The organism is Gemmatimonadota bacterium, from assembly GCA_022560615.1.
Classification (GTDB): domain Bacteria; phylum Gemmatimonadota; class Gemmatimonadetes; order Longimicrobiales; family Gaopeijiaceae; genus UBA1138.
On record JADFSR010000029.1, the window covers coordinates 37055 to 54408 of the forward strand.

Here is a 17354-nt window from a genome sequence, read left to right on the forward strand (position 1 = left end):
CCCCTCATCCGGACGCTTCATGCCGACGCCGTGAGTGCGAGCGCCCCGGTGTTGTCCCCGAACCGGGTGACGTCCTCGAGCCCCAGCTTGTGCAGCAGGGTGAGCATCGCGTCAGCCATCGGTGTTCCATCGGCAGCCTTGACGTGCAGGTTCCCCTCGAGTTGCCCGTTCGCGCCGCCGAGCACGATCAACGGGCAGCGGCGGTGATTGTGCAGGTTGGAGTCGGCCATCGGGGAGCCATAGAGGATCATCGTCTTGTCCAGCAGGTGGGTATCGCCTTCCTCGATCTCCCTCAGCCGGTCCATGAGGTACGGCAGGAGACCGACGTGGTACTCGTTTATCTGGGCAAAGTTGAGCACCGGCTCTTCACGGCCACCGTGGTGCGACGCGGGGTGGAACGGAGTGTCCGTCCCGCTCTCCGGATAGACCCGTGACGACGCGTCGCGCCCCAGCTTCAACGAGAACACGCGCGTCATGTCGGACGCGAACGCGAGCGCCTGCAGGTCGAACATCAGCTTCACGTGCTCGCTGAAGGAGTCCGGCACACCCGCCGGTGCCCCCGGCAACTCACGAACCTCCCCCGTTCGGTTCTGCGCCTCGACGCTCTGGATGCGTCGCTCGAGCTCCCGCACGTTGTCCAGATACCGATCGAGGCGCACCGTGTCGTTCGGTCCGAGTGACCGTTTGAGCACCGCGAGGTCCTCGGCGATCCAGTCGAGGATGCTCCGGCTCGTCTGCCTACGCGCGGCGCGCTCTTCCGGGCTGCCGCCTGCGCCGAACAGCTGATCGAACGCGACCCGGGGGTCGCGGATCATCGGGAGCGGCTCGGTGGGCGAGGCCCAGCTGATCGTATCGGTGTAGACGCACGCGTAGCCATACGCGCAGCCACCCGCTTGATCGACGTTCTCGATGCACAGCTGCATGGACGGGATCGGTGTGTCCTGCCCAAAACGCTGCGCGTAGATCTGGTCCAGCGAGATGCCGACGGAGACGTCCGAGCTCTCGGTCTGCTTCGGGTGCGCCTGGGTCAGGTAGACCGCGCTGGACCGAAAGTGATCGCCCCCGATCTCCTTGGCCTGTGCCGCCTCGGCGTTGCGCACATCGGTATTGCTGATGATCGTCAGGTAGTCCCGGTACGGCTCCAGCGGCCGCAGCGCGCTCGGCGAGAGATCGAAGTCTCGACCCACCGCGACCGGCGACCACAGGTTTTGCGTGGCACCCCACTCGTTGCAACCGGCCGCGCCGTGCACGATCTCGATCGCGATCAGACGGGTGGGGTCATCCACCCGGGGAGCCTTGGACCACACGCGCCCGGCCGGCACCATCGCATCGAGAAACGGCAACGCGACCGACGCGCCCACACCCCGGATGAACGTGCGTCGCGGAATCTGCTTGCCGGTGATAAATTGCATGTTATCCGTCTCCCTCCGCGTTCACGGCTGCTGGCCCTGTGTGCCCTGCTGCACGACTGCGTTGGCGCGCTGCATCCGGAAAGCATCGCTCTTCACGACGCCCAGGATGAACGCCGAGATGCGATAGCCGTCCGCTTCCGCGGCCCGCGCGATCGCTCGCACGGTCGGCTGATCGAAGTACTCGACTCGCCGCCCGATCGCGTAGGCGAGAAGGTTCTCCGTGAAGGTCCGGATGAGCGGGACCGGACGGTTCAGCAGCGCCCGCCTGAGGTCGGCTGGGCCCGCAATCGGCGTACCGTCATACAGTTCCCCGCGTGTGTCCAGCGGGCTGCCGTTCTCGCGGGTCCGCCACTTGCCCGTGACTCCGAAGTTGTCGAGCGCGAGGCCGATGGGATCCATGAAACGATGGCAGGAATTGCACGTCGGGCTGGCGCGGTGCTGCTCCATGCGCTCGCGGGTCGTAAGCACGCGACCATCCACTACGTCGTCAGTCTGTTCGAGATCCGGAATGCCCGGCGGCGGCGGCGGCGGCGGGCTCCCGAGCAAGACCTCCATCACCCATTTCCCCCTCAGCACCGGCGAGGTGCGCCCGGCATGGGAGGTCAGGGTGAGGATGCTGGCGTGCCCGAGCACGCCCCGACGTGTGTCGTCGGGGTACGTGACGCGCCGGAACCGCTCGCCACTGACGCCGGGGATCCCGTAGTGCCGGGCCAACCGCTCGTTCACGAAGGTGTAGTCCGCAGCGTACAGGTCGAGCACGCTGCGATCCTCACGCACCAGGCTGTTGAAGAAGAGCTCGGTCTCTCGACGCATGGCGTCCGCGAGCTGCTGATGGAAGTCCGGTTCCAGGCGGACGTCCGGGTGGATCTTGTCGAGGTCCTGGAGGCGCAGCCACTGGCCAGCGAAGCGCGGCCCGAGCGCGTCGGCCTTCGCGTCAGCGAGCATGCGCAGCGTCTGCTCTTCGAGCACGCGGTCGTCGCTGAGGGAACCGCTCGACGCCAGCTGTCGCAACTCAGCGTCCGGAGGCGACGCCCACAGGAAGTAGGAGAGGCGCGACGCCAGTGCGAAGTCATCGATCTGGTACGTCTGTCCTGCGACGACCCGCGCGGGAGGCTGCTCGAAGCGGAAGACGAAGCGCGGGCTCGCGAGCATCGCCTCGAGCGCGGTGCGCACTCCCAACTCGAAACCACCGTCCGCGGCCGCCTCGTCATAGAACGACATCAAGCCCGCGCGATCGTCTTCGCTGAGCGGGCGGCGGAACGCCTGCTCGCCCAGCCTCGAGATGATCTCGGCCGCGCACGGGCGAGCCTCACTCCGCGACGCAGGCGTGCACGTGAAGATGCGCCTCCGAACCGGCGTGTCGGAGACGCCTGCCGTCGTCGTGAGCGGCCCACCGACTACCAGGTCCCTCAGATGCGGCAGCGAATTCACGCCGTACGTGCCCGCGATCGCGGTGCTGGCGAGCGACCAGTCGTGTGGCGCGATCAGGTCCTGTACCGGCCCGTCCGTGCGCTTGATGAACGCCGCCGTCACACGCCGCGCGCCGCCCGCCACCAAGATCGGTGCGCTCGTCATCTCGACGCCGTTCGCGCCAGAGACGTGCATCCAACGGTCCATCTCGAGCAGCGCGACCCGCTCGCCATCGATCGAGATCTCGATCTCCTCGAGTGCGTCGGCGGTCTGGAGCGCGGACCGTCCGTTGCCGACGACCGTGCCTGTCGTCTCGTGGTGGAACGAGATTCGGAAGACGTACTCACCATCCGCGGGAAAGTTGTGCACGACCGACGTGCCGCCACGCGTGCCGAACGGAGCGCCCTCGACTCGCTCGGTCTGCGACACCCAACGCGGGATCCGGTACTGTGTCTCGCTCGCGGTCGCGTCCGGGTTTCCGACAGCGAGCCGACTGATTTCCGCCGCGGCGTTGAGGTACGCGTCGAGCAACGTCGGCGACACCATTTGCACGTCGGCGATGTTGTCGAAGTTGGCGCTCTTCGTATCGAGCGGAAGATACGCACCAGCCTCGATTCGCAGACCGAGCAGATCGTAGATCGAACGCTCGTATTCGGCGCGGTTCAGACGCTGGAACGTTCGTCCACCGGGATTCGGGTCCGCGGCAGCGGCTGCGTCCATGTGCGCTTCCAGCGACTCCACGAGAACCAGCAAGGAGTCACCGGACGGCCGCCGAGCACCGGGCGGCGGCATCATGCCCACGCGAAGCTTCCGGATCATCCGCTCCGTGATCTCACCGGCCTCGTCCGCCGCGTCCAGCGTGAACCCTTCCAGCGAGAGGTTACCGCGCAGCATCCGGTCGTTGTGGCAGCGCACGCAGTACTGTTGCACGACGGCGTCGGACGTGGCGGACGGGAAGCCCAACAGCGAGGCAGGCGCGGGTGAGAGAGTCGCAGGACCGCCAGGGACCGCGCCGCCGCCCCAGCGACCAGCGTCGGGGGCCAGCGTGACCATGAGCAGTCCCGCGACCAACATCGCCGTGACGACGTAGTTCATCCGTGCCTCAAATCCGCGCCGGTGTGATCGTTCTCACAGGAGACACTCAGCGTGTGCCGACCTGTTGTCATCTTGCTCACACAGTACGCCAAAAGCCCGTGGCTGACCAGCGATTTCGCGTTGCTGGGCCGTCCCACCTGTTATTGGGCGATCGCTGGCCAGCCACCAGGTGGCGGCTTCTTTTCTGAAACAGGACTGCAACGGGAGGGCTTGAACCTCTTATACGATCACCCTCGCATGCCGGTTATCGCCCGACGGAGAAGGAGAAGAGGCGGAACACCACACGGGAGTCGTCTGGTGGGTCTTCCGGGTCCGTGTTCTGACGCCCGCGGGGCTTCACGATGAAGAGCACGATGGCAGTCAACAGTCCCGCGCTCCCCCCTAGGACAAAGCCCGTCGAGATCTTATCGAACTCCCTGCGCCGAAACGACACGATCTCGTCGGTCGGTATCCGGATCATCTGGTTGAGGTTGGTGGTGATGAATCCGTCCTGACGCCGTCCGATCGGGACCAGGAGCAGCAAGTCCTGCCCTTCCACGCCCACGAGCGTCCCGTCGATGACCGGGGCGTCCTCGCCGAGGTCCGAGATGTCGGCTAGTTCCGCCGCGCCTCGGCGCGTCGTGTGCACGCGTACGCCCTCGCCCGGTGCGGTCGTCTCGAGCTGGGCCGGTACGTATCGGAAGCATCCCGGCGACGAGAGCGCCAAGGCGATTAGGGCGAGGCCCTTCCATCCGGGTGGTCCTTGCACGCAGTCCACGTGGCGTTCGCATTCTCGAGGCGATGGGGTAACGAGTCGCACCGCGCGCATTAGAGAATCATCTCCACGAAAGCGCAAGCCCGGGGCTCGCACCCACTGGACGGCTCATCTCAGTTTCAGTCTCATACCAGCCACCACCGTCAAAAGGAGGAAGACCTCAACACCAACGCACTCAGTCGCCTCTCGCACCCTCCCGCTATCGCGCGTAGAGTGTGGAAACAATCCTTTGCACGTGTCACCCGATGTTTTCCTAAGTGCAAGACCGCCCGGTCGCTCGGCGTATGATTACTGGCGACCAACGTGAAGGCTGAATCGGTATGGATGCAGTATGGCTTGTCCTCTGGGAGCGCCCGTCGTCGACGGGCCCGAGAACGCCCTACCGCCGCTTCCTTCACACTCTGCGGATTCCCCAGCTGATGCTGTGCCTCTTTTTGTTCGTAGTGTCCGCCGACGGCACGGAGGCTCAGCAGGTCGTATACGGCACCGTGACCGAGCGTGGCTCTGGGCAGCCTATCGAGGGGGCGATGGTCGTTCTGCTCCGTGGCGACCAAGTCGTCACGCGCGTCCTTTCTACCGCGAACGGCTCATTCACGATGACCGTCCGTCGGCCCGGACGGTACGAGCTACGCGTCGACCGGATCGGGTATTCCAGCACCTTCTCCGAGGCGTTTGACGTCGCGTCCGGCGCCACGGTTGAACGCAGAATCGAGACAGCTGTCCGGCCGGTAAGGCTGAGGGGTCTGGACGTGTCCGGTGACCGTCGCTGCGAGGTGCGACCTGCGGGCGGACTCGCGACCGCGACCGTATGGGAGGAGGTCCGCAAGGCATTGGCCGCGGCCACGTGGACCTCCGAGCGCGAGCTATACCGCTTCGCATGGATACACTATGTCCGCGATCTGGACGCAGAGACCCAGCAAGTCCTGGATGAGGAGCGGACGCGGAGAAGGTACTTCACGCCGCAGCCGTTCGAGAGTGTGGATCCCGACACTCTCGCGGCCTACGGCTTCGTACGAGAGCAGTCGGGTGAAGTGCTCTACTCTGCTCCCGATGCCGCCGTCCTGCTGTCGGATTCGTTTCTCGACGGTCATTGCTTCGCTCTCGATCACAAGTCAGAGGACGGACGAGGGTTCGTCGGCCTGCGTTTCGAGCCTATCCCAGCTCGGAGGCTGCCGGACGTGAGGGGTGTGCTTTGGGTGGACGAAGAGAACGGGCGTCTCGAGTCGTTGGAGTACGAGTACGTCAACCTCGGCCGTAGAGCGGCGGTCCAGGGCGACGACGCGAGCGGGCGCATGTTCTTCCGCGAGCTGCCCAACGGCACATGGATCGTGGAAGAGTGGAGTATCCGGATGCCTCGACTCGTCGACATCCGGGACGAGTTTGGGCGAACGCGACGCTATGACGTACGGGGATACGTCGAAGAAGGGGGTTCGGTAACGCGAATCACGACCTCGGCCGGTGTAGCCTTGAACGGAACACGGACCGCCATCTACGGAACCGTCACGGACAGTGTGGGGGGCCCGGCCGAGGGGGCGCGCGTGTGGATCGTGGGCACTGATCTCGAGGCTCTGACCGATGCTGAGGGAGTCTTTCGGTTCGAGGACGTCGGCGTAGGCACCTGGTCTCTACGCGCCTCACACCCTGCGCTGGCCCAGCTCGGTCACTCGGGCAGTATCGCAAACGTCACGGTCGCGCGTGACAGGGTTCGCCAAGTGCGGCTGGGGCTCCCGTCGATCAGTTCCTTCGTCTATGACCGGTGCCGGAGTTCGGGATCTGTCGACGCCGAGAGCGTGATTCTGATCGGGAGAGTAGTCCACTCTGACGGGGCGCCCGCCCCACATGCCGCGATACGGGTGGTCTGGACCCAGGCGCAGGGCACGTACCGACGCAGCTTTGAGGGCTACGGCACGGACGCGGACAGCATCGGCGTGTTCACTGTGTGCGAAGTGCCAAGCGGTAGCAGTGTGATCGCGACCGCATCGGCTGGAGATGAGCTGTCTGGCGCCACAGAGCTCTCGCTCCCAGACGTCGCCGGTGTAGTGCCGATCGAGATTGGTCTTGCACGCTCGATCGATGCCCCGATCCCTACGACCCGTGAGGAGACATCTATCGACGCCGGAGAGGAGGCTGCCTGGCTGGCATCGGTAGGCTTCGATCTGCGTGAGGACCGAGCTCTACTGCACCGAACCAAGAGGGAGATGATCGACCTTGGCTACGACACTCTGCTACAGGTGTTGAGCGAGATTCCCCGACTGGAGGCCAGGCTGCTGATCACTGGAGAGATGGTATTCCGACTCCACCCGACCACCGAGTGGTCACGGTTCTCCGATGTCGACGACAGCTGTGAACTGGACTTCTACCTGAACGGGAGCCTCGTCCGGCAACGAATTGACGACATTTGGGAAGTCCAAATCCATCGGATGTTGGAGCCCCGGGTCGTAACCGGGATTGAGGTCTTCGAGGGCTCCTCATCACCGGTTGGGGCACCGGAAGATTGCGGCTACATCCTGCTTTGGGTGACGCGCCTTCGGCACCGCGATGATCCGGACTTCACGGGGACCGTGCGAGGTCGTGTTCTCGGCCTTGGGGATCTGATCCCAGCGGACAGCGTCGTGTTGCGAATACAGCCGGGCCTTGCGGAAGCCCGGTTGGACGATCAGGGCCGCTTCGATTTCGGCCCGTTGCCTCCTGCCGTCTATGTGATCGAGGCGAGCATTCCGGACTGGGGAACGTGGAGCACACAGATAGAGCTGCGCGCGCGCGCGGCGGTGGACGTGGTGATCGAAGTTGTGTCGCGTCTCCGTGGGCGGGACCGGAGTCGATCAGCTGATCTGGATCGCAATCCCGGATGACGCAGTGCCGTTCTGTGCGTTCACTGTACCCGTGACGTCGTAACTGCCCGCGTCCGAATACGTGTGCTCAACACCACCCGCGGCCTCAACGGGCGCGCCGCCGAACGGGACCGTGTCTATCACTCCATCTCCCCAATCCACGATCACCGAGATCAGCCCCGTGCCCGTGGCGCTATAGGTGACGGTGACCAGCTCACCGACCGCAGCGGTTTCGGACTCGGCGGCGATGCTGATGGTGACTGGTCGCGTGCCGGTGATCGAGTCGTCCAGGCAACCCGCGGCAACCGTAGCTACCACGAGGAGCCCTGCAAAGAAAATTGTTCGCCTCATGCTTCAGCGTCCGAGAGGGAGAGTGAAGAGGCCAGCTGTATATCGTGTAGTCGAATGGCCGAGGTCAAGACGTCCACGGCGCGTGGCAGCTCGGTCTCGGACCGGTCACGTTCTGATGACCATTGCTCGTTCTCGAACATAGCCGTAGTGTAGGCCCACTTAAGCGACTCTCCCGAACACGCATGGTCCCCTCGCTTCGTACACCGGATGTCTGTCGTGGGTAGTGTGCGGTTGGGAACGCGTCGCGAAGAAATACGATGCGGCATCTGGCCGAAGGAGGACTCCATGGCATCGAATATCGTTCGAATCGAACTTCCATCAGCTCCACGGACGGGCCTTGTGGCTCTGCTCGTTTTTGCGTTGATGGCACTGACCGCACCTGCGGCACAAGCCCAGACCGGTCAGCTCACGGGAGCGGTGACGAGCGCTGCGTCCGGTGCTGGCCTCGCCGGGGTTCAGGTGTATCTGGAAGGTCAGGACCTCGGAGCGCTCACGCGTCCCGACGGTCGGTTCCTGATCCTCAATGTGAGGCCAGGTACGTACGACCTCAGCGCACAGCGCATCGGCTACGGCACGGTCACGCGGTCGGTCACGGTGACCGCCGGCGGGACGACCACGACCGACTTCGCGCTCGACATTCAGGCGCTCGGCCTCGACGAGATCGTCGTTACGGGTACCGCCGGCGCGGCGACCCGGCGCGAGATCGGGAATACGATCACCCAGATCAACATGGCGGACATACCGGACGCGCCGCTCCGCATATCTGATATGCTGCAGGCGGCGGCGCCCGGACTCGACGTCTACGGCGGCGGGTCCCTCGGGCAGGCCAAGATCATCCGGCTCCGTGGCGCTAACAGCGCGCTGCTGAACAGCCACCCGATCATCTACATCGACGGCGTGCGCATCAGGAGCGAACCCCTTCCGGACGCGAACCCGCCGGACCGTCGGGGTGGTCGGAGCGGCAACATCGCCGTCAGCCCTCTGGACCAGATCAACCCGGCCGACATCGAGCGGATCGAGATCATCAAGGGCTCGGCGGCCACGACGCTGTACGGCACAGAGGCGGCCGGCGGCGTGATCCAGGTCTTCACGAAGCGCGGCACCGGTGGCGCACCGGTGTGGAGCGCCGAGGTCCAGACCGGGACCGAGTGGAGCCGCGAGTTCGGCGTCGAGGGGTCCGGGATCCCGTACAACGGCATGGAGCACTTCATGTGCACCGGGATCTTCGAGTGCGGCCAGTTCGCCAACCAGGCGTACAACCAGGACTACTCCCTCTCGGTGCGTGGCGGCTCAGGCGGGATCAACTACTTCGTATCCGGGTCATTCAGCGACGCGCAAGGCATGCTGGCGAACGACACCCAGAAAAGGTACGGGACGCGCGCGAATCTGACGTTCCAGCCGACCCCGGACCTCCAGGTCCAGTGGAACACGTCGTACGTCAACCTCGCCTTGACCACGACCAACGGGCAGAACAACGCCCAGGGCATCACGCTGAACGCCTTCCGCCAGGAGCGGAACTACTTCACTACCGGCGACCCTGAGGTGCTCAGCGAGCTGCTCGAGCAGCAGCTCGACGAGAACGTGGAGCGGTTCACCACGGGACTGACGCTCACGTACACGCCGATCGAGAACTTGACGAACCGCTTCGTGGTGGGATACGACTGGACGGCGCGTGAGCATCGCAACCTCCGCCCGTTCGGGTGGCGTCAGGTGCCGGAAGGCTCGCTGCTCAACAACACCTTCCAGAACCGCGTGCTCTCGCTCGACTACGTCAGCACCTACCGGTACACCATCTCCGACCAGATCTCGACCAACTTCTCGTGGGGCGGGCAGGCGACCGGTGACGACGACCGTTTGCTCGAAGGCTTCGCCGAGAACTTCCCGGGGGCCGCTGATCCGACGATCAGCTCCGGGGCGGAGAGGCTCGCGTTCGAGGAGCGCTCGAAGATCTGGAACGCCGGCTTCTTCTTCCAAAACGTGTTCGACGTGTCCAACAAGTATTTCCTGACGCTCGGGGTGCGCGTGGACGGAAACAGCACATTCGGCTCGGACTTCGCTCTGCAGGTCTATCCGAAGGGCAGCGTGTCGTACGTGCTTTCGGACGAGGACTTCTACCCCGACTTGGGCGAGATGAGGCTGCGCTTCGCGTACGGTCAATCAGGCCGCGCGCCGGGCGCCTTCGACGCGGTGCGGACGTGGAGCCCGGCGGGGCTGGCCGGCATTCCGGCCTTCGTGCCGCAGAACGTGGGCAACCCCGACATCGGCCCCGAGGTCACCACGGAGGTCGAGGGTGGCTTCGACGCGAGCTGGTTGAACAACCGGCTGACGACGACGTTCACGTACTACCGGCAGACCACGGACGACGCCCTCTTCAGGATCGACCAGATTCCCTCGGGCGGCTTCACCAGGAGCCAGCTTACGAACATCGGGAAGATCAAGAACAGCGGCATCGAACTCGACGTCGACGCGACGGTCTTCCAAAGCGCCAGTTGGGGCGTGGACTTGGGCGTGAACTTCAGCACGAACCATTCGGAGATTCTCGAGCTGAGGGACCCGAACCTCGAGACCACGTGCCGCAAGGTCGGCTATCCGCTTCGCGCGCGGTGTAACGAGAGGATCGCGAATCCGGACCAGCTCGTGAGTTCGTTCCGCGATGTCGAGTTCGTCCAGCCGAGTGACCCGGAGTTCCAAGGAGACGGAACCCGGGCGAGAGAGTACCTCTATGGCCCGAACCTGCCGACGACGTTCTTCAGCCCGTCGATCAGGATCCGGGCGCCCAAGGGCATCAGCCTGAGCGCGCGTGGGGACTACAAGGGCGGCTTCTACATGAACGAGCAGACGTTCGCGATCGGGCGGAGCGTCCGCTCGCCGCTCTGCTTCCCGTATTACATCGACCCGGAGAACTCGAACGCGCTGAAGGACAACATTCCGGCGATCTGGATGTCCCGCTGCAATACGAACGATACTGAGGGCTACATGTGGGACGCGACCTTCTTCAAGCTGCGCAGCATTTCAGCGACGATTCCTGTGGACTTCGCCTTCCCGGACAGGGTCGGCTCGTCGCAGCTCACGCTCGCGCTCAACAACTCCTTCCTTTGGATGAAGGAGATGCCCTTCATGGACCCAGAGGCGAGCGCCGATCCGGGCAACAACACGGGGCCGCAGCAGGGCTACAACTTCGAGGAGACGGTGCCCGCACCGATCACGCTCCGCGTATCCCTCCGAGTCGTGTTCTAGGGGGGACGAACAATGACAACCATGACGAAGAGACATTGCATGACGGGAGTCCTCGCGGCCGCGGTGGCGTTCACCACGGGATGCGATGTGGTCAACCCAGGTCCGATCCAGGACGAGTTCCTGGTCCAGGAGGAGTCGCGCGAAGGGCTGGTGAACGGCGCCCAGCGACAGCTCATGGTCGGGCTCGCGGGGAATGGGTCGATCGCGCGCTGGGGAGGGCTCATCGCCCGTGAGTACATGCCCGGCGGCCAGATCGGTGCGCACGGCCACAACCCGGACAATCAGGCCGGCAACCTCGAGCCAGGTGACTCGGGCCCGTTTGGAACGCTCCAGCAGGCTCGTTTCATCGCCGAGACGGCGATCACGCTCTTCGAGGAGGCTGGGGGCGTCGGGGCCGAGCTCATCGCCCAGGCCAACATCTGGGCCGGGTACTCGAACCGCGTGCTCGGTGAGCACTACTGCGAGGGCGTCGTCAACGGCGGTGAGCCGTTCGTCGGGACCGCGTATCTGGAGCGGGCCGAAGCTCAGTTCACCGTCGCGATGAGCGGCGGGTCGGCCGGTCAGCGGATGGCGGCGCAAGCCGGGCGCGCGCAGGTGCGTGCGTTCCTGGCGACGTACGGCCTGCGGAGTTGGGCGGAAGCGGCGTCGGATGCCGGAGCGATCACGGACAACTCGTGGAGTTACGACATCCTCACGGACGCGAGCAGCGCGACCACACGGAACTCGCTGTACTGGGCGATCGCGGGCACGCCTTACGGGTCGTACACAATGTGGAACTCGTACTACGGGAACCAGCCGGATCTCACGCAGGCACAGCCTCACGACGAGAACGGAGGCTTCGGTTTCCCGATCGCGGGAACGGGGTACTTCGAGACGTCCGGAGATCCACGCATCGCATGGGGCCTAGGCTCCGCACCGTTCGCGGTCGGGGCGCTCGACGAGTTCGGTCAGGTGTACTGGCAGATCCCGCTGAAGTATACCGGCCCGAGTGATCCTATCCGCCTCGCGAGCGGACGCGAGATGCGCCTCATCGAGGCCGAGGCGAAGCTCGCTGGGGGCGACTTCAGCGGCGCGATCGCGGACATCAACGCCATGAGAGCCGGGATCACCACGATCGCAACACCGAGTGGTAGCTTTGCCGGAGGTACCGCACTGGCGCCCTGGCCCGCACCGGCTGACGCAGCCGACGCGTGGAGGATGCTCAAGCGCGAGCGCGCGATCGAGCTGTTCTACGAGGGCCGGACATTGGGCGACCAGCGCCGCTGGGCACAGAACTCCGTGCCAGGCGACCTCGAGCTGCCGGACTTCGCCGCGGTGTCGTCGCTCTTCACTACCTGGGAGCGCGGTTTGGATGCCGCCGAATCCTTCCTCGGCAAATACGGGTTGACGGGCCGTCAGCTCTGCTTCGACATCCCGAACAGCGAGCGGGAGCTGAACCCGAACCTCCAGGAGGTCGGTTGATGGTGTAGGTGTGACCGGACGGGTCGCGCGACCTCTGGCCGCACGCCCGAACGGCTGAAGAGACCCGCCGCCCCCTGCTTCGGCAGGGGGCGGCTTCTTTGTTATCGTCCGATGGTGAACAAGAAGAGGTGAGGATTTTCCTTGCCGTTCACCGCGCTCGGTGGCAGGGTAGTGGCATGGACGGACTACCGATGAATTGGCTCGATGAAAGCGAGCCCGAAGACGCCGCCTCGGAAGAGCTGACTCGGGCGACCTCGGTCTGGTGTCCGTATTGCGGAGTCGAGGTCGAGCTCATCATCGACCCCACCGGTGGCCCGGTCCAAGAGTACGTCGAGGACTGCGAGGTCTGCTGTCAGCCTTGGTCCTTACGCGTGACTCTGGATCAGGACGGACAGTCGAGCGTGGAAGTCGCCACGCTCGACGAAGGCTGACGCCCGCACACTCGCGTCAATTCCCTTCGGCCCGAGCGCCCACCTCGCGTGCTTCGACAAGCTTCGCGACCGCGGCTAGCGTCGTCTGCGCCGCGTTGAAGCCCAAGCGGAAGTCGGCGTCCGAGAACGTGACGAAGAGATCCGTCGGCTGGTGCCAGTGCGGGTTCGCCCGGTTTCCCGTTTCATAGAGGCGCCGGTTTTCGCGAAGGCTCACCGAAGGCACGAGATCCATGAAGGGCGTCGAGTCCGTGTTGCTCATCGCGTTGCTCATGACCGCTGGATAGTCCGTCGCGAACATTCGGTTCGCGTTCAACAGCACGAGCGCGAGCTGGGCCGACTCGGCCGCCATCACCGAGTTGAGCTGGAACTCGATGTCCACGTCGGCATCCAGCGCTTGGTTGAACGTCACCGGGTTGCCGTGGTCCCACAGCATCATGTCGTGCTGAATCATGCCGAGCCACTTCGGCTCAGGATATCGTCCTGAACCTGCCGGGTCCTCGATGCCCTGGAGCTCCGCCCGCTGCTCCACGTAGGCACGGGCTCCGTTCAGCCCCGTCTCCTCGTTGTTCCAGAGCGCGAACCGGATGGTCCGCGCGGTCTCGATTTCGGGGCCGGACAGGGCCCTCGCGATCTCCATGACAAGCGCGGTGCCCGAGCCGTCGTCGTTGGCGGCTTCACCCCCGCCGCGACCATCCATATGCCCGCTGATGATGTACATCTCGCCCGGCACGTCACTGCCCCACTTGGTCGCGAAGACCTGCTCACGAGGCTCGGGCGTGTCCGATCCACGCGGAGTGAACATGTAGTGTACACGCTCCGTTTCGTAGCCCCATCCCTGGAGCTGAGCCTCGATCCAATCGACTGCGGCAGCGTTACGCGGCGTGCCCTGCTCGCGATCCCCGAACTCGGTCAGTCCGCGGATCAGCTCCTTGTAACTGTCGAAGTCGAGCCGGGCAACGATCTTCTGCCGCGCACTGTCGGCCGCCGACATCGGCACGCCACCCAAAATATTCCGGGTCGAGCGAGCAGGTCGCTCGCTCTGACCTCCCCGCCCCTGCGCGGCGGCCTCACCGGACCAGCCGCTGAGCATGATGAGGGCAAACGCCGTCAGTAGGGAGCGTGAGGGGAGCTGCGCGAAATCGATGCAGTTCGGCATGATGGTTCCGTGGACAAGGCCGTCTGGGGCGAGAGACACAACATCCGCCCAGTGGCCAGCGTGGCGCAAGCGGGGGGGGGTACCCCCGCGGCATGAGCGTGGGTCGCGCCATTCCGCGTGGGTCGCTTGGCCACCCCAGTATGGTTATCCATGGACGCGGGACCCATGCCAACCGGAGTCGAACTAGTTGAAGAATCGCGCACTGATCGGGCTCGCGTTGGGCTTGGCAGCGTTGCCTCCCAACGCGGCGGCGGCGTTGCCAGTGCAAGCGAGCACCTTCGAAGCGGGCGAGGCGGCTGACCGGGCCCCAGAGCCCGGTTCTCGACTCCGTGTTTGGCTCCTCACCACCGGACCGGGAGACGCGGTCTGGGAGCGTTTCGGCCACAACGCGCTGCGCGTGCTGGACACCGAGACAGGCCGGGACGTCGCCTACAACTGGGGCATTTTCGACTTCGACCAGGTCGATTTCGTTCCCCGGTTTCTCAAGGGCCAGATGCTATACATGATGGCGCCGTTCTCGACGGCTGCGATGGTCGACTCGTATGCGCGTGCCAATCGTGAGGTCGTGATGCAGGAGCTGGCTCTCACGCCCAGCCAGCGCCTGATGCTGCTCGAACTCGCGGAAGTGAATGCGTTGCCACGGAACCGAGACTACTCCTACGACTACTTCCTCGACAACTGCTCGACCCGCATCCGTGACTTGCTCGACCAAGTCCTGGGCGGCGCACTCTTCGAGCAGCTCGGCACGAGGGAGACGGGCACGTCGTACCGGACCCACACGCGGCGCCTCACCCAGATCGATCCGGTCGTGTTCACGGGGATGGACGTGCTTCTCGGTAGCCCCGGTGACCGCCCGATCTCCCTTTGGGAGGAGATGTTCGTTCCCATGACGCTACGGGACGCCATCCGAGACGCGACCGTCACGAACGGAGACGGGCTCGAGGTACCGCTGGTGATGGCCGAGGAGGTGGTAGTGCCTTCGACGCGGAAAACCGAGCCGGTACGCGCGGTGTCCTGGTTCTGGCGCTATCTCGTGCTGGGAGCTCTCATGGGCGGGGGGCTCGCGTGGGTCGGGCGGCGTGCCGCGACCGGAGCCCGATCGTTCCGTGTTCTCTTGGGTGCGCTCGCTTCCACGTGGAGTTTGCTGGCGGGCGTGAGTGGCTTGATCCTCGTACTCGTGCTGCTCACCGATCATTGGTCGATGACGCGGAACGAGAGCCTATTCCTCCTCAACCCCGTGTCGTTGCCGCTCGTCGTCCTGGCACCCTTGGCGCTGGGCGGGAGGGATGCGGCTGTCCGGCACGCGCGCATCCTCGGCTTCGTCGCGGTCGGAGTCGCGGCACTCGGCCTTCTCTTCCAGCTGCTACCGGCGACCGCACAGCAGACGGGAATGCTCTTCGCGCTCTTTCTGCCGATCCACATCGGCCTCGCCACGGCGTTGAATGCCGTGGCAACGGTCAGCCGTTCAGAGCCCGGTGTACCGCCGAGGCGAGCGTTCAGCCTCCAGGGCTCGGCGCCAGATGCCCATCGAACCAGGCCACCATGGCGGCCTGTGCTTGGGCTCGGTGATCCGGATTCCTGAAGCCGTGATCCCCACCTGCGATGGTGATGAACTCGGACTCCACTTCTTCAGCTTGCAGCGCGGCGTACATGAGCTCGCTGGCGCTGATCGGCACGAGCGTGTCCGCATCTCCATGGATCAGGAGCGTCGGGGGGTCGTCAGGAGTTACGAAGAGGATCGGCGAGATCGAGGCAGCCTGGTCCTCGGGGAAATCGAGCGCCGGGAACCGCTCGCTCGGGCCGACGATCGGCCGAAGGTCGACCGGAGGATAGTACGCGACCACCGCCGCCACCCGGGCGGGCGTCCGCAGCACCTCGTCCCTCGAATCCTGCTCGCCCTCGTCGGAGCCGAGGCCAAGCATCAGCGACAGATGCCCTCCGGCGCTTCCGCCGAAGACGCCCAGACGGTCCACGTCGACGCCGAGATCGGCGGCGTGCAAGCGCACGTATCTCAAGGCACGCCTCACGTCGGCTTCGGCCTCGGGCACCTTGTAACGCGGCGCACTTCCATGCCGCACCGCAATGACCGTCAACCCCTTCTCGAGAAGCCCCGAGAAGCTCCGGCTAGCCAAACGCTGAGGCGGCCCCCAACGCGACACCCATCCGCCGCTCACCATGTACAGCACCGCGCCGCCGTGGGCGTTCGCCGGTCTGAACACGTCGAACGTCAGCGCCATGCCGTCCTTGTGGCCGTACACCACGTCCGGCGTGATTTGGAGGTCGTCGTCGCTCGCAGTGGCACTCTGCTGACCAGCGATCGGCATGGGCAGCGCAGCTGCGACTAGAAGCAAGCCGAGGGGGAGGATTCGGGCTGTCTTCAACATCTCAAACTCCATCGATCTCTGGGGCACCCAAACATTTCGCAGGGCCATCATAGGCGCGCAGGCCTGATGGTTCCAGCCCAGGCTTCGAGGAAGCCATCCTACTGGATTCGAGCTACGAAACTGACGTTGCCTGTGTTATTCGGGCCCACATAGCTGAGGTCGTTCTGCAGGGTCCAACGAATGTGGGTGACGCACGTGTCGTAGGTCGCCGGCGCACTGCAACCGGCGGAGACCGGTACATAGGTCCACGTGCTGGCCCCGTCGTCGGAGTACTCCACCGTGACGGACACGCCGGACGGGAGGTTGTTCACCACGCTGCCCACCTTGAAGTCGACCTCGACCGCTAGCGAATCCAGGATAACTACATCCGTGGCGTCATCATCGCCGTCGTTGGTGACGGTGAGGGTGTAAGTGAGATCGGTGCCCGGCGGCGGCGTGCCGCTCGGACTGACAGCTTTCCCCGTGGTGAGGTTGGGCCGGATAACCGTGAGCTCCAGCCGACCGTCATCGGTCGTTGCGGCGTTGGCAACCGAACGGGCAAGGAAGAGGAGCGTGTCAGCCGTACCGGCCGCGACATCGGCTACGGAGTACGTCACGGTCACGATCGCCGTATCTGCGGCGGCCAGGCCTGACACCCGCGCGCTGTCGGGGTCCGCGCCCTGAGTCACGCCCGTTCCCGTTATCGACACCACGGTGATCGCCGTGCCGGGGCTCTGGGTCGTCAACAGATCGAAATCGTCGGTGGCGTTACCGTTATTGACCACCGTGAACGCCACTGTGTAATTCGTGCCGTTGCTGGGGAGGCGACTCGCCGTCGTGGCGTCCGGCGTCA

The 17354-nt window shown here is 64.9% G+C and carries 12 protein-coding genes; 5 read left to right on the plus strand and 7 right to left on the minus strand.

The genetic code is table 11. The features are described 5' to 3' along the window. Nucleotides 1-17 precede the first annotated feature (17 nt). From IIB36_14915 to IIB36_14925, 3 genes are all read right to left on the minus strand, one after another. Entirely contained in the window at nt 18-1412 is a 1395-nt protein-coding gene (locus IIB36_14915) for a DUF1552 domain-containing protein (GenBank protein MCH7533028.1), read from the minus strand. A 21-nt stretch (nt 1413-1433) separates the two neighbouring features. Then, nucleotides 1434-3917 carry a DUF1592 domain-containing protein gene (locus IIB36_14920; protein ID MCH7533029.1) on the minus strand — a complete coding sequence of 828 codons (2484 nt, stop codon included), beginning with the start codon at nt 3915-3917 and terminating at the stop codon, nt 1434-1436. Between the two features lie 244 nt (nt 3918-4161). Then, nucleotides 4162-4665, minus strand: coding sequence for a hypothetical protein (locus tag IIB36_14925; GenBank protein MCH7533030.1), 504 nt, complete (start codon nt 4663-4665; stop codon nt 4162-4164). Between the two features lie 425 nt (nt 4666-5090). Between IIB36_14925 and IIB36_14930 the strand changes: the two genes are divergently transcribed. Then, nucleotides 5091-7523 (plus strand): carboxypeptidase regulatory-like domain-containing protein, encoded by a 2433-nt coding sequence (locus tag IIB36_14930; GenBank protein MCH7533031.1) that lies wholly within the window; start codon nt 5091-5093, stop codon nt 7521-7523. Here IIB36_14930 and IIB36_14935 read toward each other — a convergent pair. Continuing rightward, nucleotides 7494-7853, minus strand: a complete 360-nt coding sequence (locus IIB36_14935; GenBank protein MCH7533032.1) for a PKD domain-containing protein — start codon at nt 7851-7853, stop codon at nt 7494-7496. The two genes, IIB36_14930 and IIB36_14935, sit on opposite strands and share 30 nt — an antisense overlap. Nucleotides 7854-8138: 285 nt before the next feature. Between IIB36_14935 and IIB36_14940 the strand changes: the two genes are divergently transcribed. From IIB36_14940 to IIB36_14950, 3 genes are all read left to right on the plus strand, one after another. Beyond that, nucleotides 8139-11090, plus strand: a complete 2952-nt coding sequence (locus tag IIB36_14940; GenBank protein MCH7533033.1) for a TonB-dependent receptor — start codon at nt 8139-8141, stop codon at nt 11088-11090. Nucleotides 11091-11129: 39 nt separating this feature from the next. Continuing rightward, a complete protein-coding gene (locus IIB36_14945; protein ID MCH7533034.1) occupies nt 11130-12551 on the plus strand; it encodes a RagB/SusD family nutrient uptake outer membrane protein in 1422 nt (473 codons plus the stop codon). A gap of 191 nt (nt 12552-12742) precedes the next feature. Then, nucleotides 12743-12982 (plus strand): CPXCG motif-containing cysteine-rich protein, encoded by a 240-nt coding sequence (locus IIB36_14950; protein MCH7533035.1) that lies wholly within the window; start codon nt 12743-12745, stop codon nt 12980-12982. A 16-nt stretch (nt 12983-12998) separates the two neighbouring features. Here IIB36_14950 and IIB36_14955 read toward each other — a convergent pair whose 3' ends face one another. Beyond that, nucleotides 12999-14072 (minus strand): M20/M25/M40 family metallo-hydrolase, encoded by a 1074-nt coding sequence (locus tag IIB36_14955; GenBank protein ID MCH7533036.1) that lies wholly within the window; start codon nt 14070-14072, stop codon nt 12999-13001. Between the two features lie 253 nt (nt 14073-14325). Here IIB36_14955 and IIB36_14960 point away from each other — a divergent pair, with 253 nt between their 5' ends. Then, nucleotides 14326-15720 carry a DUF4105 domain-containing protein gene (locus IIB36_14960; protein ID MCH7533037.1) on the plus strand — a complete coding sequence of 465 codons (1395 nt, stop codon included), beginning with the start codon at nt 14326-14328 and terminating at the stop codon, nt 15718-15720. On the opposite strand, the gene IIB36_14965 is transcribed toward IIB36_14960, so the two are convergent. Both IIB36_14965 and IIB36_14970 read right to left on the minus strand, forming a co-directional pair. Further along, nucleotides 15635-16522, minus strand: coding sequence for an alpha/beta hydrolase (locus IIB36_14965; protein ID MCH7533038.1), 888 nt, complete (start codon nt 16520-16522; stop codon nt 15635-15637). The two genes, IIB36_14960 and IIB36_14965, sit on opposite strands and share 86 nt — an antisense overlap. Before the next feature lie 98 nt (nt 16523-16620). Continuing rightward, the coding region (locus tag IIB36_14970; protein ID MCH7533039.1) for a DUF11 domain-containing protein at nt 16621-17354 on the minus strand (734 nt) is incomplete at its 5' end.

Excerpts from the sequence above, each read along its gene's own strand:
- IIB36_14940 (MCH7533033.1), top strand. The coding sequence starts at position 8,139 with ATGGCATCGAATATCGTTCGAATCGAACTTCCATCAGCTCCACGGACG.
- IIB36_14950 (MCH7533035.1), top strand. The coding sequence starts at position 12,743 with ATGAATTGGCTCGATGAAAGCGAGCCCGAAGACGCCGCCTCGGAAGAG.
- IIB36_14920 (MCH7533029.1), bottom strand. The coding sequence starts at position 3,917 with ATGAACTACGTCGTCACGGCGATGTTGGTCGCGGGACTGCTCATGGTC.
- IIB36_14965 (MCH7533038.1), bottom strand. The coding sequence starts at position 16,522 with ATGTTGAAGACAGCCCGAATCCTCCCCCTCGGCTTGCTTCTAGTCGCA.
- IIB36_14915 (MCH7533028.1), bottom strand. The coding sequence starts at position 1,412 with ATGCAATTTATCACCGGCAAGCAGATTCCGCGACGCACGTTCATCCGG.
- IIB36_14955 (MCH7533036.1), bottom strand. The coding sequence starts at position 14,072 with ATGCTCAGCGGCTGGTCCGGTGAGGCCGCCGCGCAGGGGCGGGGAGGT.
- IIB36_14930 (MCH7533031.1), top strand. The coding sequence starts at position 5,091 with ATGCTGTGCCTCTTTTTGTTCGTAGTGTCCGCCGACGGCACGGAGGCT.
- IIB36_14935 (MCH7533032.1), bottom strand. The coding sequence starts at position 7,853 with ATGAGGCGAACAATTTTCTTTGCAGGGCTCCTCGTGGTAGCTACGGTT.
- IIB36_14945 (MCH7533034.1), top strand. The coding sequence starts at position 11,130 with ATGACGGGAGTCCTCGCGGCCGCGGTGGCGTTCACCACGGGATGCGAT.